The following is a 25,618-nucleotide window of genomic DNA, read 5'->3' on the forward strand; positions in this document are numbered from 1 at the left end:
ATTACATAATAAAAGGACTGAAATAGCATATAAAGTGCTTTCTCAGTCCCTTTCCCATTTATCCTATTATTTCCTCAAACACTCGGAATCCTAATCCATCTACCTGAATTGAATTTTCAAGCGTGATAGATGTCTTTTTAACCGAACCATCTTCCATCGCTAACTCATGAATCGTTTTCCCACAAGATAGTTGCTCTCTCGATACTTCTATCTCTTCATCGCTATTATTCAGCACGAACAATAATCTACGTTGCTCATCCGATTTTTCATAGACGACATAGCTCTTTTCCACATCCGCATGGATAAAGCGGAAATCTCCACCATTGCCAACGAGTGGATCTTCCTTACGCCATGCGATTAGTGTCTTCACATAGTTAAATAGCTCGCGGTCCTGCTTACTTTCATCCCATTCCATACAAGCACGGCAACCCGGATCCTGACCGCCTGCCATCCCAATTTCATCCCCATAGTAAATACAAGGTGACCCTATAAAGCTTAATTGGAATAGGTACAACAGCTTAACGCGTTCAGGATTATCGTTAGCAAGTGTTAAGATACGAGGTGTATCATGACTATCCAATAGGTTAAAGGCTACTTCATTCACATTTTTTGGATACATATGAAGTACTTTAACAATGGAATCAGTGAAATCTTGTGCTGAGATCGTGTCCTTCGCAAAGAAATCGATTGCACTATTGGTAAAAGGATAGTTCATAACAGCATCAAATTGATCTCCTTGTAACCAAGGCATTGAGTCATGCCAAATTTCTCCCAATATATAGGCATCATGTTTAGCAGCTTTAACTACTTTACGGAATTCTCTCCAAAACGCATGGTCGACTTCATTGGCAACATCCAAACGCCAGCCATCAATATCAAATTCCTCTACCCAATAACGAGCAACATTTAATAAATATTCCTTTACTTCCGGATTCTCTGTATTCAGCTTCGGCATTTGAGAAGTAAATGCAAATGTATCAAAATTAGGCTTTGGCTCCGTAACGACAGGGAACTCCCATAAATGGAACCAATCTTTATACGATGATTTTTCCTGGTTTTCTAATAGATCCTGGAATGCAGGGAAATAGAAGCCACTATGGTTAAACACCGCATCTAACATGACACGAATTCCACGTTTATGACATTCCTTTACGAGTCGGCGAAAAGTTTCTTTATCCCCAAACTGAGGGTCAATTTCTATATAGTCAATCGTGTCATATTTGTGATTCGAATATGCTTTAAAAATAGGGGTGAAATAGATACCGCTAATTCCTAGTTCAACGAGATGATCTAAGTGGTCGATGACTCCTTGAAAATCCCCACCGAAAAAGTTACTAGGAGTAGGAACAGTGCTTCCCCATTCTAGCGTCCCTTTTGGATTAATTGAAGAATCTCCATTCCCAAAGCGCTCTGGGAAAATTTGATACCAAACCGTGTCCTTTACCCAATCTGGTGCTTGAAAGACATCGATATTATTGAGATATGGGAAACAAAAATAGTTTGCAATTTCAGTTGGTTTATTGGAGAAGAAACCACCCTCCGTGAAATATAATGTTTCCTTTTCATCTGAGCATTTAAACCCGTAGCGCATACGATGGAATGTTGGTTCTATTTCAATAATCCAATAATCATAAAGTGAAGTAGTACCAGATTTAGTCATAGGACTTGATGTGGTTTGCCAAGTACCGTCTACCCAATCATACGGATCACCAGCAATTAGCTGAACATCTACAACATCGTCTTTCTTCGTTTGTAGCATAATGTGTAAGGTGTCTTTGTCATAGGCATAGGCAAAGTTATTTTTTGGTCGGTGAAAAATCGCTTCTTTTATCATAGAAATTCTCCTTTTATTTTGTTTTATAGAAAGGGAATGCAAGCTTTAATAGGGGGAATTGTTACCTTAATAGAACCCGCCTTTAAATGAAAACAACCCCGTTTACAAATGTAAACGGGGTTGTTTTTGAACAAAGCATTGCCCTCAAATTTTTATAATCTTAATCTACTGTAAGCGTTTTAAGTTGTCAACTATCTAAACAACTAATATTTTTATCAACTTAAAATTGAAAAAAATAATGAAAACGGTTGCACAAAGAAATAAAACAGGGTACAATGTTTTTGTAAGGTTGCGCAAACGTTTTCGCAAAAATGTTAGCGAACTAAAAGGGGGCAAAATGGTTAATGACAAACATTAAACTTACAGACGAGAAATAGATAGAGAGCTTTTTCGAATGTGTAAGATTAATATTGTCATCAAGCATTCAGCTTACGAGTTATTAGATTGAAGCCTTACAAAATAAAAAGTTTTTGTTAGGTAATAACTAAAAAAGAAAGAGGGGAAAAACAAGTTATGAAATTTACTTGGAAAAAATTCGCTTCAGTAGCAATGGTAACTAGCTTACTAACATTAACAGCATGCGCAGATAAAGAAGAAGGCGGAGAATCCACTAAAGGTGGAGAAAAAAGTGCTGGAACTTTAGAAATCGGTGTTGAGGCTGGTTATATTGATTATGTAAATTCTATTGTACCTGCTTTTGAAGAAGAAACTGGTATTGACGTAACAGTTACAGAAAGAGATTTATTTGAAACTTTGGAAGCACTTCCATTAGATGGACCTGCTGGCATTGCTCCAGACGTTATGATTGCTCCTTATGATAGAGTTGGTAACTTAGGTCAACAAGGACATCTTGCTGAATATGCTTTCCCAGATGATGGTCGTTTTGATGATTTAGATAAACAACAAGTAACAATTGATGGTAAGATTTATGGTGCGCCATTTGTTATTGAATCTCTAATTCTTTACTATAATAAAGATTTAATTGATAAAGCTCCTGCTACTTTCGCAGAATTAGAAGCGTTAACAGAAGATGAGCGTTTTGCATTTGAATCAGAAAAAGGAAGAAGCACAGCGTTCCTAGCTAACTGGTTAGATTTCTATAGCACATACGGATTACTGTCTGCTTACGGTGGTTATGTATTTGGTGAAAATGGGACTAACCCATCAGAAATCGGTCTAAATAATGAAGGTGCTATTGAAGGCATTAAATATGCTACTGAATGGTTCGGTAAATGGCCACAAGGTATGTTAGATTCAACTACTGCTGGAAGCTTTATTGATGAGCAATTTACATCTGGTAAAGCAGCAGCTATCATTGGTGGACCATGGTCTGCTTCTAACTACAAAGAAGCTGGTGTTAACTATGGCGTATCTATGATTCCTACACTACCAAATGGTGAAGAATATCAACCATTTGCTGGTGGTAAAGCTTGGATTGCAAGTAATTATGCAAAAGATAAAGAAGCTGCAAACAAATGGTTAGATTTTGTAACAAACGAAGCAAATCAACAAAAATTGTATGAAGCTAAAGGCGAAGTACCTGCTAACCAAATGACAAGAAAAACAGTCGCTGAAGCAGGTGATGAGCTAACAACTGCGGTTATCAACCAATATAATAATGCAATTCCTATGCCAAATATTCCTCAAATGGCTGAAGTTTGGACAGGTGCTGCTACATTAATGTTTGATGCGGCTTCTGGAAATAAAACTCCAGAACAATCAGCAAATGATGCAGTTGACGTTATTAGTGAAAATATCGATCAAAAATACTAATAATGGGATAATAGACTTTGGCAGAGATTTTTTCTCTGCCTCAGTTTATTTATAGATAAGAAAGTATAATTTTTGAACTTGAGAATTGTCCAGCTTCAGGCGCCATCGGGTCGAGTGAAAAAGAAAATACACTTTTTCCTTGGTCATAAGCCAATCCATCGGGAAGGTAAAGAACAACCTTTACGCCGGCTTGTCTTATGCTTGTCGCCGATAGTCGGGCGCCTTCAGCTTTTCTTATAAGGGAGTGAGATAATGTGGAATATATAGAAACTGACAAAAAACGTATGAGAACAGCAACATTGCTCTCTATAGTTCCTGGTTTAGGACAAATTTATAATAAGCAGCTTTTTAAGGGTATTGCATTTCTAATTGTTTTCGCTTTATTTGTAATCGAAATGATTAACTTTGGAGCAGAAGCATTGATTGGTTTAATCACACTTGGAAGTACTCCTGGCATGGACCATTCACTTTTCATACTAATTGAAGGTTCCTTACAACTACTAATTCTTCTATTATTTATACTTTTTTACGCGATTAATTTAAATGACGCTAGAAAAGTTGCTAAATTATGGGCGGAAGGTAAAAAAGTAAATACCTCTATCAAGTCCATTCTATTTAATATGGTTGAGCATGGATTCCCATATTTATTTACAATTCCAGCATATGTAGCAATGGTATTTGCAATTGTATTCCCAGTATTAGTAACAATATTTATTGCATTCACCAATTATGATTTTTATCATATTCCACCAGCAAAGCTTATTGACTGGGCGGGATTTGAAAACTTTACAAATATATTCTTCTTAAGTTCTTATCGTGATACGTTCTTAGCTGTTTTTGGTTGGACGGTGATTTGGACTGTAGCAGCAACAACTCTTCAAATAACAATTGGTATTTTTACGGCTATCGTATTAAACCAAAAGTTTATTAAGTTCAAGCGAGTATTCGGAATTATTTTCCTTTTACCTTGGGCAGTACCTGCTTTTATTACAATTATGAGTTTCTCTAATATGTTTAATGATAGTATTGGTGCGATTAACACACAGGTCATTCCGTTAATTGATGCGTTAATACCGTTTGTGGATATTGGAAGTATGCCGTGGAAGACAGATCCGACATTTACAAAAATCGCCATTATTTTGATTCAAGGGTGGCTAGGATTTCCATTCATTTATGTACTTGTATCTGGTATCCTGCAATCTATTCCAGAGGAACAATATGAAGCTGCTCGCATTGATGGTGCTGGGGTCTTACAGCGTTTTAGACACGTTACCATGCCGGCAATCTTCACGATTGCAGCACCAATTTTCATTACGCAATATACTGGTAACTTCAATAACTTCTCTATGATTTACCTATTTAATGAAGGTGGTCCAGGAAGTATTGGGGCTGGAGCAGGTTCAACCGATATCTTAATCTCGTGGATTTATAAATTGACAACAGGAACGTCACCTCAGTATTCAGTTGCATCTGCCGTGACATTATTTATTTCCTTATTTATCATAGCTATTTCGTTGATTGTCTTTAAGAAAACGAAAGCATTTGAAATGGAGGATTAATGATGAACAAAATAATGAAATCCCAAAAAACCTCCCAGTTCGTTGGTAAATTTTTTACGTATTTCTATCTACTGATATTAGCAGCTATCATCATCTACCCACTGCTGATTACAGCGAGTTCGGCGTTTAAAGCAGGAAACGTAGCAGCGTTTGACCTGAGCTTTGATACAGAGTGGACTTTAGATAACTTTAAGAGGCTATTTGGCGAAACTTTATTTGGTGAGTGGTACTGGAATACACTTATTATTGCTTTAGTTACGATGGTTGTCCAAGTAACTGTTATTACACTAGCAGGTTATACGTATAGTCGTTATCGTTTTGTAGGTCGTAAGAAAAGCTTAATGTTTTTCCTAATTGTACAAATGGTACCAACTACTGCAGCATTAACAGCATTCTATGTTATGGCATTATTAATGGGGGCTTTAAATCAAACCTGGTTCCTAATGTTCCTATACATTGGTGGTGGTATTCCAATGAATACATGGCTAATGAAGGGATATTTCGATACAGTGCCATATGATTTAGATGAATCGGCTAAACTAGATGGTGCTGGTCACTTCCGAATTTTCATACAGATTGTTCTACCATTAGTAAAACCTATGATTGCCGTACAATCCTTATGGGCGTTTATGACACCATTTGGCGAGTATATGCTAGCAAAATTCCTATTACGTACACCGGAAAAATATACGGTTGCCATAGGATTACAAACATTTATCAATAACCCACAGAACCAAAAGGTTGCATTATTCTCTGCGGGTGCCATTTTAATCGCAATACCAATCACGCTATTATTCTTTATGCTTCAAAAACACTTTGTTGCAGGATTAACTTCAGGTGGTACTAAAGGATAATACATGAATTCTATTTTTAAAGAAATGAAGTGACCAACATGAAAACGGATATATTTCCACTCAATTTTTTTAAGAGCATAATAACACCAAAACGTGTGTTTACAGGTAGAAAACAATTGAATTGGTTTCAAATGGTTATTGTGCTGTTATTTTTAAATGGATTAATGATGATTCCATTATCTGTGAATATGGCAAAAATGGATTCTTATCCGGTAGAAGAAACGTATCCTAATGCTTTTGCCATGTTAGATGAATCCGTAGTCGAATTCTTGGATGGTGCGGAGTTTTCAGAAGGAACTCTGTCATTATCAGAGCCCTTTATTGAAGAATATGATGCTGGAATTGTTGGTGGAAATGTATCAACAGCACAAAAGGAGCAAGCTTTAGAGGCTCCAAATACACTTTTATTTCAAGAAAATGAATTGATTATCAAAGATGGCGAAAATCCGGTTACTTCAGTCACCTATACGAAAGATTTTTCAATAGAAGAAGTATCCTCTGTTGAGGAACTGAAGTCGGAGCTGTCTAGACAATGGTTTATCCAAAATAAAAGCTTCATTGTTGGAAGCTTACTAGTATCTTTATTTATTCTATTGCTCGTTAGTATTGTTTTGATAACTTTGGGTTCATCTTTATTTGTATACTTAAGCAAGAAAGGACAGCTATCAACGATTCGTACGTATAAGGAATCAGTTAATTTAGTTGTTAATACACTTGGGTTGCCAACGATTATCGCAATGATATTAGGTTTTATTCAATTCGATATTATTACGATGATTATGACGCAAACGTTTGGTTTCGTTATCTTGCTTTTAGTGGTATTTACCAAAACTCGTTTTAGTGATGACGTGGTTAATCAAATGAACACTAATAAAAAATAAATGAAAATGGATACGGACAGTTGTACATTTTTTGTTAACAGGAGGTACATCTATGCTTGAAGATACAAGTTTTGCTATACACCCAGGAAAAGAAAAAAGGGATGGAGCAATCACCTACACTGATATCGGTAATTTAGTTGGTTATGAAAAGGATGCAGCTGGTTATATGTTTAACTGTACAAACGGATTTGTTGCCTTACAGGTATTTACAGATTCGATCGTTCGATTAACAATGAATCCGACCAACAAACCTGTATTGGATAAATCTAAAGCAGTGATGGTTCGTCCGGAGCCTGTAGAAATAGAAGAAATTAACACAGAGCATGCTCTAACCCTAAAAACGAAAGCGCTTGTTCTGACTTTACAAAAAGAACCATTCCGTGTGACGGTTGCAGATACGCATGGGAGAGTCCTTGTAAATGAGGACGGGCACGGGATGGCTTATCGTGAAAACGGAGAAGTGATCGCATTCAAGCAAATGCACGAAAACGATCACTTCTATGGCTTTGGTGAAAAATCTGGTCATTTAGATAAGCGCGGCGAGAAATTGGAGATGTGGAATACCGATGTATATGCCCCACATAACCCGGAAACAAAAGCACTGTATGAGTCGATTCCTTATTTCATGACATTACGTGATGGAAAGGCACACGGAATCTTTTTCGATAATACGTTTAAAACTTACTTTGATCTGCAATCATCTGAAGCGCATTATTCCTTCTCGGCTGAGGGCGGACAGTTGGATTACTATGTGTTAGCTGGACCTCACCCGAAAAAGGTGTTGGAGCAATACACGTATCTAACTGGTAGAATGCCACTCCCACCAAAATGGTCTCTCGGCTATCATCAGTCTCGTTATAGCTATGAAACAGAAGCGGAAGTAAGAGAGCTTGCACAGAACTTTATTGAAAAAGATATCCCGGTTGATGTGATTCATTTAGATATTCACTATATGAATGGCTATCGCGTATTTACGTTTGACAAAGAAAAATTCCCGAATCCAGATCAACTCATTGCTGATTTGAAAGAAATGGGAATCCGTATTGTCCCAATTGTAGACCCTGGTGTGAAAAAGGATGCAGAATATCCGATTTATCAAGAAGGAGTTCTTGGGGATCATTTCTGTAAATATATTGAGGGTGATATTTACAACGGTGAAGTTTGGCCAGGTGTGAGTGCATTTCCTGATTTTACAGAGGAAAAGGTACGCAAATGGTGGGGCGAGAAGCATGCATTCTACACTTCAATGGGAATTGAAGGCATTTGGAATGACATGAATGAGCCAGCTGTTTTCAATGAATCGAAAACAATGGATTTAGAAGTCATGCACCGAAATGATGGTCATCCAACGACCCATCGCGAATTGCATAATGTGTACGGGTTGTTAATGGGGCAAGCGACCTATGAAGGAATGAAGGAAAACCTTCAAGGAAAACGTCCATTTTTACTGACTCGTGCAGGTTATGCTGGCGTCCAACGTTATGGTTCTGTATGGACAGGGGACAACCGTAGTTTCTGGGAGCATTTGCAAATGTCTCTTCCAATGGTGATGAACCTAGGTCTGTCTGGGGTTCCATTTACCGGTCCAGATGTTGGTGGTTTTGCGCATGATACAAACGCGGAACTATTAACACGTTGGATGCAGGTCGGAGCATTTACTCCATTTTTCCGAAACCATTCGGCGATTGGTTTCCGTTATCAAGAACCATGGCAGTTCGGTGAAAAATACGAAGCGATTATGAAAAAATATATCCAAATGCGTTATCAATGGATGCCGCAGCTGTATTCGCTATTCTATCAAGCTAGTGAACAAGGTCTGTCAGTTATGCGTCCATTATTAATGGAGTATCCAGACGATGCTAAAACGTATAATTTAAACGATCAATTTATGCTTGGGGATAATGTAATCTTCGCGCCGATTTTAAATCCTTCTGTCACTGATCGAGCGGTGTATTTACCTAAAGGAGATTGGGTGGAATATACAACGGGAACAACCTATGAAGGGGAACAAGCTCATCTCGTACATGCAGAATTAGAAGATTTACCGATTTTTGTGCGCAAAGGGACTGCACTTATGCAAACTGAGTGGACATCAAATCAAGATAAAGAAACCAAAACACTTACGATGAAAGTTTTTGCTTCTGATAATGAGAACTACTCGTTTACATTCTATGATGATGATGGAGAAACCTTTGCCTATGAGAACGGGGAATATCTCAAAATGGCTTTTGATATTCAATCCTCTGCTGATAAAGTAGAAATCAATGTAGTATCAAAAGAAGGAAATTATCAACCTGCATATAAGGAAATTAGGATCGAATTATTTTGTTTAGACAAAACTGTTCTAGTCAATGGGAAAAATAGTAGTATAATTAATCTATAATCTTAGCTGGAAAAAGGTAGAGGTGGGAATATGGTAACGATAAAAGATGTAGCAAAAATAAGTGGGGTTTCCCCCTCTACAGTTTCTCGAGTCATTGCGAATAACCCAAGAATAAGTGAAGACACGAAAAAAAAAGTACGGAAAGCCATGAAAGATTTAGGATACCATCCGAATATTAATGCGCGTAATCTAGTCGCCAAGTCGACAAAAGCAATTGGCGTCATTATGCCATCATCTACGAATGTGGCTTTACAAAATCCATTTTTCCCAGAAATTTTACGAGGGATCGGTTCGGTCCTTCATGATGCTGAGTATTCCATGTATCTATCAACAGGGGAAACGGAAAAAGAGATTTTAAGTGAAGTGCAACGCATCGTATATGGAAGCTATGTGGATGGCGTCATTCTTCTTTACTCACGAATTAATGATAAGGTTACCAATTTCTTGAGAGAACAAGGTTTTCCATTTGTCATCGTTGGGAAGCCCTATGATTTTGATACAGAAATCAATCACGTGGACAATGATAATTTTAGAGCAGGGAAAGAAATAACCAATCATTTAATCGATATGGGGCATGAGAAAATTGCTTTTATTGGTGGCTCAAGGGAATTGTTTGTGACACGTGATCGTGAAAGTGGATATGTGGCTGCTTTAAACGAGGCAGGCATAGAAGAGTGCGATGCGTATAGGATTCATACGGAATTTCTCAAATCAGGTGGGCGAGAGGCTGTAGAACATCTCATGTCTTTAGATACAAAACCAACCGGCTTAGTAGTCAGTGATGACCTAATTAGTCTCGGGATTTTAAGTATGTTAGAGAGCTATGGTATTCGAGTGCCACAGGATATTTCCTTAGTAAGCTTTAACAATGTCTATCTTTCTGAGATTACTAAACCAGCACTGACAACGGTAGATATTCAAATCTATGAACTTGGTGCCCAATCTGCTAAAGTTCTGATTGAAAAAACAAAGAATAAAAACGAACCCGCAAAGCGAATAATTATTCCGTATCAAATTGTTTATCGGGATTCTGTGAATAGGCTATCTTAGGGGGATTTCTCCTGAGATAGCTTTTTTATTTATGCATTCAATGGCGAAGTAAAATGGTAAAATTTCTATTTATAATGACATGTCATCATCAATGAAATTTGCACTATAGTGTATATCCTGTTATTGAAGCGGAGGTCTAGCTTGGTCGATTACCTTACTTAGATCAAACAAATCTTCTAGTCTTTCTGGGAACTGTAGCATGGCCTGACCATCTAGTGGTCTTCTAGTCATTCTGACATACTCTTTCCCTACTTGCATCCAAGGGCTTTTATACACACCAAAAAAGTAATCAAATCCACTATCTTTTAAATAATGATATTTTTCACCATCATAAATATCTTGATCTTCAATATCAACTCCAAATGGAAAAATATAGAGATCCGTAGGTCCAATTAAAGACCCAACTTCCTCTTGCCACCTTTTGGTATCATGGACTAGGAATGAATAAGTATAGGCGTTCATATCACGATGACCATAACTATGAGAGGCAAATTCCCAGCCCCATTCCTTTAGTACTTTGACAACTCCCTTTACAGCTTCTTTATCCTGTTGGTAGGTTGGTGAACTCGGATCTTGTGTTCTATAACCTAGAGCACCTTCATACCCGGTTAAAGCGATTATTCCTCTCGCCCCTTTATAAGAAAAATCAGGGTGCTCTGCTATAAATGTTTCTAGCACAGGTATTAAATCATAATCGCCAATAGATGTTGTTCCATCATTTAGGATCATTTCAGCAGTCGGACGGCCATTCTTGTCAATAACAATCCTTGATGCAAATCCGTCCCCATCCATATATTTATAATAATTTACATCATCTTGAGATAGGACAAAAGGCTTTTTATCTGGAGGAAGCATAATATCTCCAGGAATAAATTGTGTTGAACCATCCTCTAATGTTTCTTGTCTTACTATATCGTGTATGCTAACAAGCACATAGCCTTCATTGTACATTTGTGTCATCATATTTTTAAACTCAGAGACCGTCGTCATATAATAATTGTAGCCATTTGAATCATAATCGCCATCAAAGGCTTTTTGTGTGTCAGCAATTAATGAATGAAAAAACACATGATTGATTTGATCAATGGAATTGTAGGCACCAAATGGTACTAGACGATCTTGATCAAGTTGATAGCTTGCTAGTTTCTCAGATATGGTATCATCTGTTCCAAATTGCTTAGTAAAAGCTTGAAGCAAGTTAATAGCTCCTTCAAAGTCATATCCAGCTGCTAAAGTATCTGCTTGTTTCATAACTAGATTTACTTTTTCTTCACGCTCTTTTTCTTTGCTAGAATCGTCCGTGTTATCAATGGTATCCTCTACATTAGATTCCTCAATTGAACCGTCCACCGGATTGCTGACAGAAGAAGTGCTTTCAGGACTCCTTAAAACTCTGGCCGATACATAAAAAGTAAATACTGCTATCGCACAAAGTGCAATGATATTAATGATTAAAGTTTTTCTGATCCTTTTCCTCCTGTATCGTTGTAATCTTGACATTGATACCCCTCCCTTGCCATTTATCGATCGCTTCATTATGAGATTGGAGAGCAGTTTTCACTATTTGTAATTCAAAATTTTATCACTGAGCCTTATTAAAAACTGTTTTCTAATTGATAGTTTATTTTCTGGCGAAAAAAACTTGTTGTTTATTTCGTAAATGTCCTAAAGCTGACATTTACACCTCCTACGAGGTTTAGTGCTACAAATTATTTTTGCACGGCACTTTTCGCTGCCCATTTACTATTTTTAGAAGGACAAATTGCTAGTCATTTAAATCAATTTTTATCTAAAAACAACAATTTTTGCGAAAAGAGCCTTATTAATAATTAGACGTTATTTGGAATTAATCTGTTTCTCTTCTTTTCAATTTTTACAATAAACTGAGGCATCAATGTCAGTAAAATTACTTTGAAATAAAATAGATTCATACCTACAATGTTTGCACTCTATATATCTACCGTCATGCACATTCAACTGTAATATATGAAATGATTTGTATTACTATTTTAATATAAATGTAATCAAAGCGACTCCTTCCTGTGATATAAATAATCTATAGAAAGGGGTTGTCTTATGCATTCCTTAAAAAGGGTAGCCATCACTTTTACAAGTATCTTTTTACTTTCAACAAGTATCGTGGCCAATGCAGAAACAAGTCAAGAAATTATCAATTCTAGTAAAAACAAGCTTCAGCAAAAGGATGAAATCCTACAGGAAAAAACAGTCGAGAAACAACAAGTAGCTGCGGAACTTCAAAATGTACAAAAGGATTTAGCAGCAATAGAAGATGAAATCGTTGAAACGACTGAAACAATTAATGCTATTCAAGAAAAGATAAATGAAACAAAACAATTAATTGAAGATAAAAAAGAAGAAATCGTTATCCTTGAAGATAACGTCCATAACCGAAAAGGTGTGATGGAGGAACGATTGGTTTCTTTACAGCATAACGATCAAGTGAACTTAATCGTATCTATTCTTATTAATTCGGACAGTATTACCGATTTATTCGAACGAGTAACGGCTGTTTCTACGATTCTTGGAGCAGATAAAGATTTACTTGAACAACAGAAAAACGACCTGGCGAAAATTGAAGAAGAAAAAAAACTCATTGATGAACAAGAGCAATCATTACAAGTTCAATATACTGAATTAGCTACGAATCAAGCAAACTTGGAAAATAGTCTACATAAAAGACAAGAAGAGTTAGCTACGGTTCAAGCAAAGTATGATTCGATTAGTAAGGAAATTAATTTGGCTGAAAATGAAAAGGCATCTATTCAGAATCAGTTAAATCAGGCTCAAGCAAAATTAAAACAAGAGCAAGAAAATGCGGCTAAGGCACGAACTGTCGTGAATGAGAACAAAACGCAACCGAATAATACGGTGGCGAAAGAAAGTAGTAATGTTAAACAAGAAATGTATGTAACAGCCACAGCCTATAGTCATGAGACTTCAACTACTGGATTGACCTATATGGGGCATAACATCAAGAAGAATCCAAACATGAAGATCATAGCGGTAGACCCATCTGTTATTCCATTAGGTTCTAAGGTATGGGTAGAAGGTTATGGGGAGGCAATCGCTGGTGATACAGGAAGTGCTATTAAAGGTCACAAAATCGATGTATTAATGCCAAATGCTGCTCAAGCCAAACAATGGGGACGTAAAGTCGTTAAAATTTCTATTTTAAATTAATAATTATGATTCGGGCGCTTACTAATAAGCGCCTTTTTATATTTCTGAATAACATCCCCAAAACACTATTCTACCTATCTGCTCGAAAAATTCTAAAAATAAAATATATAACCAATTTTTGTATTATATAATAAATATTGGGTATCTCCGAATAAAGGGGGAGTAGACATAAAAAGAGCCGTTATTTACGGGCTTTCCTTCATAACATTTCTCTTTTGTTTCTCATCCATGATCTATTTTGGGAAAGAGACCTTTTACGTGAAAAGTGAAATGGAATCTACATTTTCATATCAATATCATTTTGTCCTCATCACTGAAGAGGTTGGGAATGATTATTGGCACCTCATTGAAAATGGAGCACAGGAAGAAGCCGAATTACAAAATGTGTACTTGGAATATGTGGGACCAACGAGGTCGAACAATGAGGAAAAGCTAGAAATATTAGATCGCATGATCTCTGCTCATGTAGATGGCATTATTGTACCTGGAATACCTGGAGAACAATTTAATAATTTGGTGAAAAAGGCTGTTGATATTGGGATACCTATTATTACAATTGATGGGGACGCGCCTACTAGTGAACGAGATGTCTATGTTGGCACAGATAATTATTTGGCAGGAGTGTTAGCTGGACAAACTTTAGTGGCTGAAACAAAGGGTGAGCAATATGTAGGAGTGGTTGTGGGAACGTTTGATGCTCCTAATCAGAAACTCCGATTAGAGGGCTTTAAAGACGCCATTGAGAAAGAGACTAGAATTCATTTAGTGGAAGTGGTTGAATCCAATATTACCGAAATCGGTGCGATTGACGCGACCTATTCTTTAATGAAGAAATACCCGCAAATGAATGCATTCTTTGGGGCTACTGCTTTAGATGGAGTTGGTATTGTTCAAGGAGTCGAGGAAATGATGCCAAAAAATGCTCCCTATATAATCGCATTTGATACACTTCCCCAAACACTAGATTTAATCGAACAAGGAAAAATTCAAGCAACGATTGCGCAAAATCCAACTGAAATGGGGAGACAAGCGGTGTCTAGTCTAATTAGGGTTTTGAATAAGGAAAAAGTAAACCGCTTACAATACACGGAAACGAGTGTTATTCATAAGGGTGATATTAAAAATGGAGAAATTATTCCATTAGAGGCTGATCATGAAGTCAATAAGAGATAAGTTAATTGTCTATTTTTTCGTATTCGCCGCCCTGTTCACAGTCGTTTCCATTTCGATCTATTTCAGTTCTAGTAGACTAATGAATGAATATCATAACAGTTTTAACCACTTCCTTGTTTTGAATGGAGTATCACAGACAACAACTAGTCTCTCTGAGTCAACGAGAGATTATGTGATCGAAAGAAAAGATGAAGATTTAGAGCGATACTTTCAGTTGTTAACTGAATTGAAAAAACAAAAAGTAGAGCTAGAGGAAAATAGTAGAGAAAGAGAGCAAATTCAAACAAAAAATTATCTGAACCTAATCGATGCGTTTGTGATGGAAACGGAGTTAGCTGTCGGTTTTGTTTTACTAGATGACATCCAAAGCTCTACGGCTCATTTGAAAGAAGAACAACGCATGGCTGCGTACATACAAGAAACCACGCTTCAGTTAATCAATACGAAGCTATCAGACTATCAATCTTTTTATAATGATTTACAGCATCGAAATAGTTCCTTTCAATTATTTATTTTATTTTTATTTTTGACCACCGTTATTTTAGGTGCCTTTATGGCGATTCGCTTTGCCCAAGGGATAAATAAGCCGATTCAAATCCTTTCTAAGGAAGCGAAGGAAGTATCACTGGGGAATTTTCATACAGAGCCTATTAACATTAAAACCAATGATGAATTAAAGCTATTAGGTGATTCTTTTAATAAAATGAAGTTTAGTATTCGCGAATTGATCGAAGAAATGAAGGAAAAGTCTGAGCAGGAAAGATTGATGAAGGAACTAGAATTAAAGCATTTACAGAATCAAATCAATCCACATTTTTTATTTAATACCTTGAATACTGTCTCAAAAATGGCTTATTTAGAAGACGCGAAGTCTACATCGGATTTGATAGATTCTGTTGGGGCGATTTTACGACATAGTTTAGGTGATATTGATAAAGAAGTGACATTAAAAGATGAGGTAAAAATAGCCTGTGAATATTTGAATATCCAGAGAAGCCGTTTTTTTGAGCGAATTAAGTTTGTGATTGATTTGGATGAGCGATGCTTAGATATTCCTATTCCTCGATTGACCTTGCAGCCGCTAATCGAGAATGTCTTTATCCATGGGATTGAGTCGAATGAAAAAGGTGGGACGGTTCGACTGTCGGTGTATGCTTCTGAAAAACATATTGTAGTTGAAGTTGCAGACGACGGGGTAGGAATGTCAGATGAACAAATAAAGCAAGTTTTATCGTCTTCCGACACAAAAACACATACCGGTCACTCTACTGGTCTAGGACTTAACAATGTTATTCGGCGGTTACAACTCTTTTACCATGAAAATGAAATCGTTGAAATAGAATCAGAGATTGATGTAGGAACCGTGATTCGCTTACTGTTACCTATGAGGAGGGCAGAGAATGAGAGTCTTGATTGCTGAAGATGAATTTTTAGAACGGAAAGCAATGAGGAAATTTATTGAGGAGAATTTTGAAGACACCTCTGTCATTGGTGAAGCGGTGAATGGTCGTGAAGCGATTGAGCTAGCCGCAAAACTGGAGCCAGATATTATTTTAATGGATATAAAGATGCCGGGAATTAATGGTTTAGAGGCCATCGAAATCATTAAAAAGAATCACTCAGATAGTAAGTTTATTATTATTTCAGCCTATGATTCTTTTCATTATGCTAAGCAGGCAATAGGTTTAGGGGTCAGAGACTATATTCTTAAGCCGAGCAAAAAGGATGAGATGCTGGAAGTTTTTAAGCGGATTATCCATGAGATAAAGACAGAACGAGAGAATATGAGGAATTCCCATTCAATCGCAAGTGAATTATGGGTGACGAAACTGATGAAGCATGAATCTAGCGAGAGCTTAGCGGTTATGCAGAAAACTTTATATCCAGAGATGCAATCCGGTTACTTTTTTATTTTGAGTGAAAAGGTAGAAGATGTAGAGTTACTTGTGGAAAACGCGAGCCATCTCTCTGGAGATACAGTTATCACAAAGGAAGATGACCATCATCTTGTTCTATTATTTATTTCAAAAGTGAGGCGGAGAAAAACAGAATTATTAAAGGTTGCTAGAAATCTTCATCTTCTATTAGATAGTCGCACTCTCATTGGAATTGGTCAGCCCTATACAAAAATAACCGACTTACCTCGTTCATTTCATGAAGCCTTAACAGCTATCCAGGATTTAAAGCATGTGGTCCATCGGCAATATGGATTTGGGGGAGAAGTGGATCGGGAGTTTGAGGAAAGTGTGGAACAAATGATTCAAGGAGTTATGGAAGGAAACGAGGAAAAGGCGATACACGCTCTATCAGAGCTTTTTAGAACAGAGCCACAGGAGCATTTACTACACGAACTATTTTATAGAGTGAAACATCTAATGGATGACAAGCAAGTGAATATGCCGTCCCAATCGTTTGTGCATATGCATACAGAGCAAGAGTGGATTGATTTTATTAAATTATGTTGTTTTAACATCCAGCTTTATTACAAATCAAAAGATAAAATCGAGCGGGCCAAGAGATATATTCATGAGCATTATCAGGAGCAGATTACACTAGAAGAAGTTGCGCAAATGATCCAGTTGAGCCCTAACTATTTTTCAGCTCTATTTAAAGAGAGCTGCGGAGAAACGTTTATCGATTACATAACGACGCTTCGAATGAATAAGGCGAAAGAGCTGTTGGTCGATCAAAATATTAGTTTAAAAGAAATATGCTTTCTCGTCGGCTATAAAGATCCGAATTATTTTAGTCGGGTATTTAAAAAGCAGTTCCAAGTCTCACCTAAGCAATATAAACAGTCGATCGTAAAATAGTGAAGAAATTAGTAAAAAAATGAAGATATTCACGATCGGAATAGGTATTAAAATCCCATACAATTGATATGAAAGCGTTATCATTAGATAACGAATAAAAGGGGGTTTAGGCAAGTGAAGAAATTGTTCAGTCTAATTTTTGTACTGTTTTTAGCCATTTTTCTTGGGGCATGCTCATCAGATTCTGCAAATGATACGCCATCTGATTCTGATGAGGGTACTTCAGGTGAAAAGAACGATGGAGCTGTCGAGATTTTCAGCTGGTGGACGGGTGCTGGTGAAGAGGATGGATTGCTTGCATTAATTGATTTATTCGAAAGTAAACATCCAGATATTAAAGTAGAAAATGCGGCTGTTGCTGGTGGTGCCGGTACAAATGCAAAAGCAGTACTAGCCACTCGTATGCAAGGGAATGAGCCACCATCTACGTTCCAAGTTCATGGCGGTGCTGAGTTGAATGAAGGCTGGGTTGCAGTGGATAAAATGGATACTTTAAATGATTTTTATGAAGAACAAGGGTGGATGGATATTTAATTAATATGGTTAGTAAAGATGGAAATATTTATTCTGTTCCTGTGAACATTCACCGTGGAAATGTAATTTTCTACAACAAACATGTATTTGAAGAAAACGGTGTTGAAGTACCAACTACTTTTGATGAATTTTTCGCTGCAGCAGATAAGCTCAAAGATGCTGGTATAACACCTCTAGCGCTTGGAGATAAAGAAGCTTGGACAGCTACACAGATTTTCGAAAATATTCTCCTAGGTGTACTGGGTCAAGACGATTATAAAGGCTTATTCAGTGGAGATGTTGCTTTCGATGATGAACGTGTGATTGAAGCAGCTGAGTTGTTTAAAAAGACTTTAAGCTATGTCAATGAGGATCACGCTTCTCGTAACTGGCAGGATGCTGCTCAACTAGTTGGAAATGGGGAAGCAGCCATGACCATTATGGGTGACTGGGCGAAGGGCTATTTCTCTAATGACTTGAAATTAGAAACAAATGTGGACTTCGGTTATACGACAACTCCTGAAACAGATGGACATTTCATGGTAATTACCGATACTTTTGGTTTGCCAAAAGGAATTGAAAATCCAGATGATGTGAAGGAATTTTTAGCAGTACTAGGTTCTGTTGAGGGCCAAGATGCGTTTAACCCATTAAAAGGTTCCATTCCTGCTCGTGTTGATGCTGATGTTTCGAAATACGATCAATATGGAAAAGACACAATGGAAGACTTTAAAGCGGCTAAATTATCTGCAAGCTTAGCTCACGGCTCAGCAGCTGCAGAAGGCTTTTTAACAAAAGTGAATCAAGCGGTTAATATTTTTGTTACCCAACAAGATGTAGACAATCTCATTAATGCTTTGAAAAATGCTGCATCTGACCTGTAAGTTGTTCAACTAACAGGGGTGTGAACAAGATTATGCCCCGTATCTTTCATTGGATACGGGGCTCATTTGTAAGTTTTAGAGGAATTCCCTCTTTCGTTAGGAGGACATGGCAATGGAGCCGCAATTAGAGGTGAAACAACAGACGGAGCTAAAAAGGAAAACTCGGTTAAGCAAGGATCGAGCGATGGCAGTAGCTTTTCTTGCGCCTTCTTTTATTCTGATCCTTATTTTTATTTATGGGTTTATTGGCTGGACAGGATGGGTTTCAGTGAGTAATTGGAATACGCTTGTTCCAGATTTTTCATTTGCAGGCTTGAAAAATTATATTTACTTATTTGGGGATTATCGTTTTCAAGCAGATTTGCGCAATACTGTGTTTTTTACCATATTGTTTATTGGATTGGTCATTGTTTTAGGATTAGGATTGTCGATTCTGATTGATCAAAAACTAAAGGGAGAATCCATTTTTAGGAATATCTTTTTATTTCCGATGGCCTTATCATTTGTTGTTACGGGTGTGGTTTGGCAATGGTTATTAAATCCATCAACTGGATATAACAAATTTCTTCAATTCTTTAATATTCAACCGAAATGGTATACAGATACAAAAATTTTAGCTGGTTTTGAATGGGGCCAAATAGAATTTGGATTACCTGTAGCTATATTTGCTGTTGTGATTGCAGCTGTCTGGCAAATGACAGGATTTTCGTTAGCAATGTACCTTGCTGGATTACGTGGAATTCCAGAGGAATTGCGAGAAGCGGCGAGAATCGATGGGGCAAGTGAGTTTCAGATTTATCGAAAGGTAATTTTGCCAATACTCATGCCGATTACCGTAAGTGTCGTCATCATTATGGCGCATATTTCACTGAAAATCTTTGACTTGATTTATGCTATGACAGGCTCGGGGGCGAATTTTGTGACGGATGTTCCTGGTGTGTATATGTTTGAAACGACATTTAGAGGGAACTATTATGCCAACGGTGCAGCCATTGCCATTATCATGTTGCTGTTAGTTGCAGTGTTTATCGTTCCATATTTAATTTCGAGCAGAAGGGGGGACCAATAGATGGCACAGCTCAGATTTAGTACAATAGCAAAATACTTCATCTTAGTAGTGTTAGCAATCTTCTTTTTAACACCTGTCTATGTCATGTTAGTGACGAGCTTAAAGCCTTTAGATGAAGTATCACTAAATACAATGTGGTCCCTCCCGACTTCTCTCGACTTTAGTAGCTATACACATGCTTTTCAAGAGCTGGCACCGAATTTTATGAATAGTATTTACTTGGTTGTTCCGGCAACCTTGCTATCAGCGGTATTAGGTGCGATGAACGGCTATGTATTATCTAAATGGCGTTTTAAAGGGTCAGAAGTCATTTTTACTGTTATGCTATTCGGCATGTTCATTCCTTATCAAAGCATTCTGATACCTTTAATCCAGTTTTTGAGTAAGGTCGGCCTCTACAATACAATTTGGGGGCTCATCATAACTCATGTGGTGTATGGTTTGCCGATCACGACACTGATGTTTCGAAACTTTTATGCCAATATTCCAGATTCCATGATCGAGTCGGCACAGATTGATGGTGCGAATTTCTTAGGTGTTTTTCGGCATATCATGTTGCCGTTGTCGATATCAGGATTTGTGGTCGTAGCCATCTGGCAGTTTACGAACATCTGGAATGAATTTTTGTTTGCCGTGACGATTACGAATTCAGATAATCATCCGATTATGGTGGCCTTACAAAACTTATCGGGTAGTCAAATTGTCCAGTGGAACGTGCAAATGGCCGGTGCGTTATTGGCAGCGCTACCAACTTTGCTAGTCTATATTATTTTAGGTAAGTTTTTCGTGCGCGGGTTACTAGCAGGGTCAGTGAAAGGTTAAAAATAGGCTATTTTTAATAGATAGTTAAATTGTAAATAATATTAAGTGATTTAAAACTGTAGAGGTACTAGACTCTGCAGTTTTTTTATTTGGCGTTGATTGACCAATCAAATCCAAAAGTAATAAGTATGCATAGGACTTATCTACCCTTTTTGGCTTTTTGGAAAAATCGTCCACTTTTTTATTATCTTTTTCCCATGTGCGTAATAAATATTAGTAACACCTATATTCCTCCATGCCTACATAGATAGTTTACTATTTTGCTGCTTTAATCAAGAAAAGTGTCAAAGTAGCGCTAGTGACTTAAATCTTTATTTCTATGGAATATAGGAATCTAAGAAAGGAGGTAAACGTTCGTTATAAAAATGTAGAGGAGGAAGCTCATTGAGAGTAAAGAGAAAAGTAAAAAGAAATTTTGCTAGAGTTTTCAGCATTATCATGTGCGCGCTCTTATTGGTCCCGGGTTTTACAATTAACTCTGCTTTTGCAGCGGAGAAAAAGGGGACGTCGGTTTCTTACAATGGGAGCAAAGAAGTAGCAGCAAACAAGATTAACAAAAAAGTAATAGATAAATTTGATAAAAGTGACAAGGTGTCATTCCTCGTCAAATTTAAAGAGCAAGTGGATACGGCAAGTGTAGCAAAGCAAGCTGAAAAGAAGGCAGCTTCTCAAAAACTTACAGCTGCTAAAACAGAAATTGCAAAACGTTCTACTATCGTCAATGAACTGAGAGCAACTGCAAAAGAATCACAAGCAAATGTCCTATCTTATTTGGAAAATGAAAAAAATGCGAAGGATATTAAATCTTTCTATATTGTTAACGGTCTTGCTGTGACTGCTACGAAAGAGGTCATGGAAAAACTAGCTTCTTTTCCAGAAGTAGAATCTATTAATCTGAATGAAGTTAGAAATGAGCTTCATACAGATACAGCTACTGAAGAACAAGTCCTAAACGCGATTGAGTGGGGTGTGGACCGTGTCGGTGCTCCAGCAACTTGGAACTTAGGAATTGATGGTGCTGGTGTCGTTGTGGCCAATATCGACACAGGCGTTCAATGGGACCATCCAGCATTAATGGCAAAATACCGTGGTTATAACGCGGCAACTGGAGAAGTCGATCACACCTTTAGTTGGTTTGATCCTCATGGTTCTTCTACTCCGGTTGATACAGATGGTCATGGTACTCATACGATGGGTACAATGGTAGGTTCTGACCCAAGTGGTAATAACCAAGTGGGTGTTGCACCAGGTGCACAGTGGATCGCAGCAAGAGCGTTTGGTCCATTAGGAGCAACTGATGCTATCTTCTTAGAAATCGCAGAGTGGATGTTAGCTCCAACGGATGAAGCAGGTAACCCACATCCAGAAATGGCACCAGATGTCATTAACAATTCTTGGGGCTCAACTGTGGCAGGATTAGATGAATGGTATCGTCCAGCTGTTACGGCGTGGAGAAATGCAGGTATCGTACCTATTTTCTCTGCAGGGAATGTTCGTGATACAAATCCAGGTGGACCAGGTTCTGTATCCTCACCAGGGAATTACCCTGAGGCTATTGCAGTAGGGGCAACTGATATTAATGATGCATTAGCAAGCTTCTCACTACAAGGTCCATCACCAACTGGTGAAATGAAACCAGAAGTATCAGCTCCAGGTGTGGGAGTTCGTTCGTCCATGCCAGGAAGTTCATACGGTGGAAATAGTGGAACTTCGATGTCTGCTCCGCACGTGGCAGGAGCGGCTGCCTTGATCCTTCAAGCAGATAGTAGTTTAACAGTAGATCAAGTTGAACAAATTTTAAAAGATACAGCAACACCTAGAACAAATGCTCAATATCCTACAGCTCCAAACAACGGTTTCGGTCACGGCATTATTAACGTGTTTGATGCTGTTTCTTCTGTTGTTTCCGGGTTAGGAGTTTTAAAAGGTCAGGTAACGATAGATGGTGACGATACTGAAGCGGCAGTAATCGAGCATTCAGGCCCAGCTGAAGTTTATGCTGGAATGCCTCTAACTCTAGAAGCTACAGTAGTAGACAACATTAGTGTCACGAGTGTTTCGTTAGAATATCAAAAAGAAGATGGTTCTTGGGCATCGTTAGAAGCTGGGCGTACTGGTGGTGATTACAAAAACGGAACGTTTAGTGCGACGATTCCTGGTGAAGAGTTTTCAGAAGGATCATTTACGTATCGCTGGAAAGCGGTAGACTTTGGTGGAAATGAAACTGTAACGGACGAATATACGATGACTGTACAGGCATCACCAACTGTTGGATATTTCCAAGACTTTGAAAGTAATTTTAGCGGCTGGAGAGTTGCTATGGGAGAAGCTTGGGAATGGGGTGTTCCAACAAGCGGTCCAGGAGCAGCATTCTCTGGTGAAAAAGTTGTTGCTACAAACCTAGATGGCACATATGCCAATAATGCATATGAGTCACTAGAGACTCTACCAATTAGTATTCCGGAAGATGGAAATGCTTATCTGCAATTTAAACAATGGTATAACCTCGAAAATAACTGGGATTTCGGAGGCGTATTTGTCACAGCAGATGGTGGTACTACGTGGGAAACGCTCGCTGAATATACTGGCACAACTGGTGGTTGGATCGATGCAGAATTTGATTTAAGTGCCTATGCAGGTGAAACGGTTATTTTCTCATTTGATGTTGCAACAGATGGAAGTGTTGTGCGAGATGGCTGGTACATTGATGACTTCAAAATCTCAGATACACAGCTAACTTCTCCTCTAACAGCTAAGCCTGAAAAAGAAAGAGCAACGACAAAGAAAGGCGAGAAAATCGAAATTAGTAAGTTAAAGCAAAAAATGTCTCAATCTTCAAAAGAAACAGAAACAGTGAAAGAAGAAGCTGCTTCTCCAATGGCATTGCCATTACAAGCAAAAGTTTCTGTAGTAGAAACTGGCAGATCAGTAAATACAGATCCAGCAACTGGTAGTTATGTATTATCTCATGCAACTGGAGATTATACTGTAATCGCTGAAAGCTATGGATATGCTTCGCAGACACAAACTGTATCGATTTCACAAGACAGTGAAACAACTGCAAACTTTAATTTAGAAGAATTACCTGAAGGTACTGTAACTGGAACAGTCGTTAACGAACAAACAGGTGAACCAGTTGAAGGTGCTACCCTTTATTTACTAGAGGATGCTGTAGTTACCCCAGTAACAACGGGTGCTGATGGTCAATATTCCTTAACTGGATATGAAGGCGACTATACACTTAAAATTGTTGCACCAAGTTATTATAGCCAAGAAGTTTCTATTTCCTTAGAAGGAAATGTTGAACAGAACTTCGAATTAAAGCCATTCATCGGTTTCCCTGGGGAAATCGGTTATGACGATGGCACTGCTGAAAATGCAAGAGCGTTCTATGATGCAGGTAATGGCTGGGGAGTGAAGATGTCACTTGCTGAAGGTCATGAAAAAGCATTAGTTACAGGTGGATTATTCCGTACATGGGATACTGAATGGCCAGTTCCTGGTGGAAATGAGTTCCAGGTGGCTGTATATGCGGCAGATGGAGCGGATGGAAAACCTGGTACGAAGCTTGCAGGTCCGTTTAATGCAACGACACTTCGGGATGGAAACTGGACGCATGTAGACTTAAGTGAAGAAGGTATCATCGTTGAAGGTGACTTCTACATGGTATACATTCAAAATCATGCTAATCCAAATACTCCAGGTCTTGCTACAGACGAAGATGGTGAATATGCAGGACGTAGTTACCAATTAGTAGGTGGAGTGTGGGATCCAGCTCCTGAAGAAGAAGGGAACTACATGATTCGTGCTACGGTAAATTATGAGGTTACTGCACCAACTATTACTTCTCCAGTAGATGGTTTATTTACAAATGAAGCAGAAGTAACGGTAGAAGGTAGCGCTGCACCTACAACTACAGTTCATGTTTTCAATAATGGTGAAGAAGCTGGAACGGTTGCCACATCAGATGATGGTACGTATTCTCTTCCTATCACATTAAGTGATGGAGCTAATAGCCTTACAGCTAAGGCTGCAACAGAAACTGGTATGACGGATGCATCGGAAGCTGTTACTGTTGTACTGGATCAAGCTGCGCCTGAACTAACAATTACAAGTCCGGCAGATGGAACGAAAACAAATAAAGAAACAGTCACAGTAGAAGGTACAGTTGCGGATGCTAATATCGATAAAGTAACGGTTAATGGACAAAATGCGACTGTAACTGATGGTTCATACTCTAAACGAATTATCCTTGATAATGGCGAGAACACAATTGCCGTCGTTGCAACGGATAAGGCTGGAAACTCGACAACTCAAGAAGTAGTCATTGATGCTAAATATGATGAAATTGAGATTGCTAATATTCAACCTGCTCAAGACGTAACGCTGAGAACTGGTGAAAATGATACGGTCACTATTTCTTTCACAAGTGAAGAAGATTTAGACGCAAGCTTTGCGCTACGCTTGCCAGTTGCAAATAACGCTACTCAAAGTAGTGAAACAGAGCTTCCATTCACAGAAGTGGAGCCAGGTCACTATGAAGCTACTTGGACTGCACCTGCTAGCATTAGTGCATCTGGAGTAGAAATCGAAGTCATTGCAAGAGATGCATATGGTAACGTATCTCGAGCAACAGCTGCAGGTAAACTTTATATTAACGTTTGGAGCCCTGGTGATAAAGATAGACCGGTAGCACCTAGACCTGGCAGACCAGATCTTCCAAATTTACCAAGATAAAAATAGTACGGGGAGGATGTAAGGCAACTTACATCCTTCCTAAAATAATTGTTTTTTCCCGAAAGGAAGAGA

At 38.1% G+C, this 25,618-nt stretch carries 15 protein-coding genes and 1 pseudogene; 14 read left to right on the top strand and 2 right to left on the bottom strand.

The genetic code is table 11. The features are described 5' to 3' along the window. Positions 1–58 precede the first annotated feature (58 nt). Entirely contained in the window at positions 59–1,834 is a 1,776-nt protein-coding gene (locus FAR12_RS18770) for a glycoside hydrolase family 13 protein (RefSeq protein WP_126410314.1), read from the bottom strand. A gap of 513 nt (positions 1,835–2,347) precedes the next feature. Here FAR12_RS18770 and FAR12_RS18775 point away from each other — a divergent pair. The 6 genes from FAR12_RS18775 (at position 2,348) to FAR12_RS18800 (ending at position 10,334) form a co-directional block, all read left to right on the top strand. Then, the gene (locus FAR12_RS18775; protein ID WP_126410315.1) at positions 2,348–3,607 is read left to right on the top strand and encodes an extracellular solute-binding protein; all 1,260 of its coding nucleotides are present in this window, start codon (positions 2,348–2,350) and stop codon (positions 3,605–3,607) included. A 284-nt stretch (positions 3,608–3,891) separates the two neighbouring features. After that, positions 3,892–5,166 (top strand): sugar ABC transporter permease, encoded by a 1,275-nt coding sequence (locus tag FAR12_RS18780; RefSeq protein ID WP_126410378.1) that lies wholly within the window; start codon positions 3,892–3,894, stop codon positions 5,164–5,166. Between the two features lie 2 nt (positions 5,167–5,168). After that, a complete protein-coding gene (locus FAR12_RS18785) occupies positions 5,169–6,020 on the top strand; it encodes a sugar ABC transporter permease (RefSeq protein WP_126410316.1) in 852 nt (283 codons plus the stop codon). A 38-nt stretch (positions 6,021–6,058) separates the two neighbouring features. Further along, positions 6,059–6,901, top strand: coding sequence for a DUF1189 family protein (locus FAR12_RS18790; protein ID WP_126410317.1), 843 nt, complete (start codon positions 6,059–6,061; stop codon positions 6,899–6,901). Between the two features lie 52 nt (positions 6,902–6,953). Then, on the top strand, positions 6,954–9,284 hold the full coding sequence (locus FAR12_RS18795; RefSeq protein WP_126410318.1) for a glycoside hydrolase family 31 protein: 2,331 nt from the start codon (positions 6,954–6,956) through the stop codon (positions 9,282–9,284). Between the two features lie 30 nt (positions 9,285–9,314). Then, entirely contained in the window at positions 9,315–10,334 is a 1,020-nt protein-coding gene (locus FAR12_RS18800; RefSeq protein WP_126410319.1) for a LacI family DNA-binding transcriptional regulator, read from the top strand. 120 nt (positions 10,335–10,454) lie between these two features. Here FAR12_RS18800 and FAR12_RS18805 read toward each other — a convergent pair whose 3' ends face one another. After that, positions 10,455–11,834, bottom strand: a complete 1,380-nt coding sequence (locus FAR12_RS18805; protein WP_126410320.1) for a polysaccharide deacetylase family protein — start codon at positions 11,832–11,834, stop codon at positions 10,455–10,457. Positions 11,835–12,410: 576 nt separating this feature from the next. Between FAR12_RS18805 and FAR12_RS18810 the strand changes: the two genes are divergently transcribed. The 8 genes and pseudogenes from FAR12_RS18810 (at position 12,411) to FAR12_RS18845 (ending at position 25,546) form a co-directional block, all read left to right on the top strand. After that, a complete protein-coding gene (locus FAR12_RS18810) occupies positions 12,411–13,535 on the top strand; it encodes a 3D domain-containing protein (protein WP_126410321.1) in 1,125 nt (374 codons plus the stop codon). Between the two features lie 270 nt (positions 13,536–13,805). Then, positions 13,806–14,708 carry a sugar-binding protein gene (locus FAR12_RS18815; protein WP_246010446.1) on the top strand — a complete coding sequence of 301 codons (903 nt, stop codon included), beginning with the start codon at positions 13,806–13,808 and terminating at the stop codon, positions 14,706–14,708. Next, positions 14,689–16,128, top strand: coding sequence for a sensor histidine kinase (locus tag FAR12_RS18820; RefSeq protein ID WP_126410323.1), 1,440 nt, complete (start codon positions 14,689–14,691; stop codon positions 16,126–16,128). Before FAR12_RS18815 ends, FAR12_RS18820 begins: the two co-directional genes overlap by 20 nt. Continuing rightward, positions 16,109–17,521, top strand: a complete 1,413-nt coding sequence (locus tag FAR12_RS18825) for a response regulator (protein ID WP_126410324.1) — start codon at positions 16,109–16,111, stop codon at positions 17,519–17,521. The genes FAR12_RS18820 and FAR12_RS18825 overlap by 20 nt, the downstream gene beginning before the upstream one ends. Positions 17,522–17,635: 114 nt before the next feature. Continuing rightward, positions 17,636–18,918, top strand: a pseudogene (locus tag FAR12_RS18830) (ABC transporter substrate-binding protein). Positions 18,919–19,102: 184 nt separating this feature from the next. Next, the gene (locus FAR12_RS18835; RefSeq protein WP_425456201.1) at positions 19,103–19,987 is read left to right on the top strand and encodes a carbohydrate ABC transporter permease; all 885 of its coding nucleotides are present in this window, start codon (positions 19,103–19,105) and stop codon (positions 19,985–19,987) included. Next, positions 19,988–20,809, top strand: coding sequence for a carbohydrate ABC transporter permease (locus tag FAR12_RS18840; RefSeq protein ID WP_126410326.1), 822 nt, complete (start codon positions 19,988–19,990; stop codon positions 20,807–20,809). A gap of 438 nt (positions 20,810–21,247) precedes the next feature. After that, positions 21,248–25,546, top strand: a complete 4,299-nt coding sequence (locus tag FAR12_RS18845; RefSeq protein WP_126410379.1) for a S8 family peptidase — start codon at positions 21,248–21,250, stop codon at positions 25,544–25,546. Positions 25,547–25,618: the final 72 nt, after the last annotated feature.

This window comes from Bacillus yapensis (assembly GCF_005280205.1).
Lineage (GTDB): Bacteria > Bacillota > Bacilli > Bacillales > Cytobacillaceae > Robertmurraya > Robertmurraya yapensis.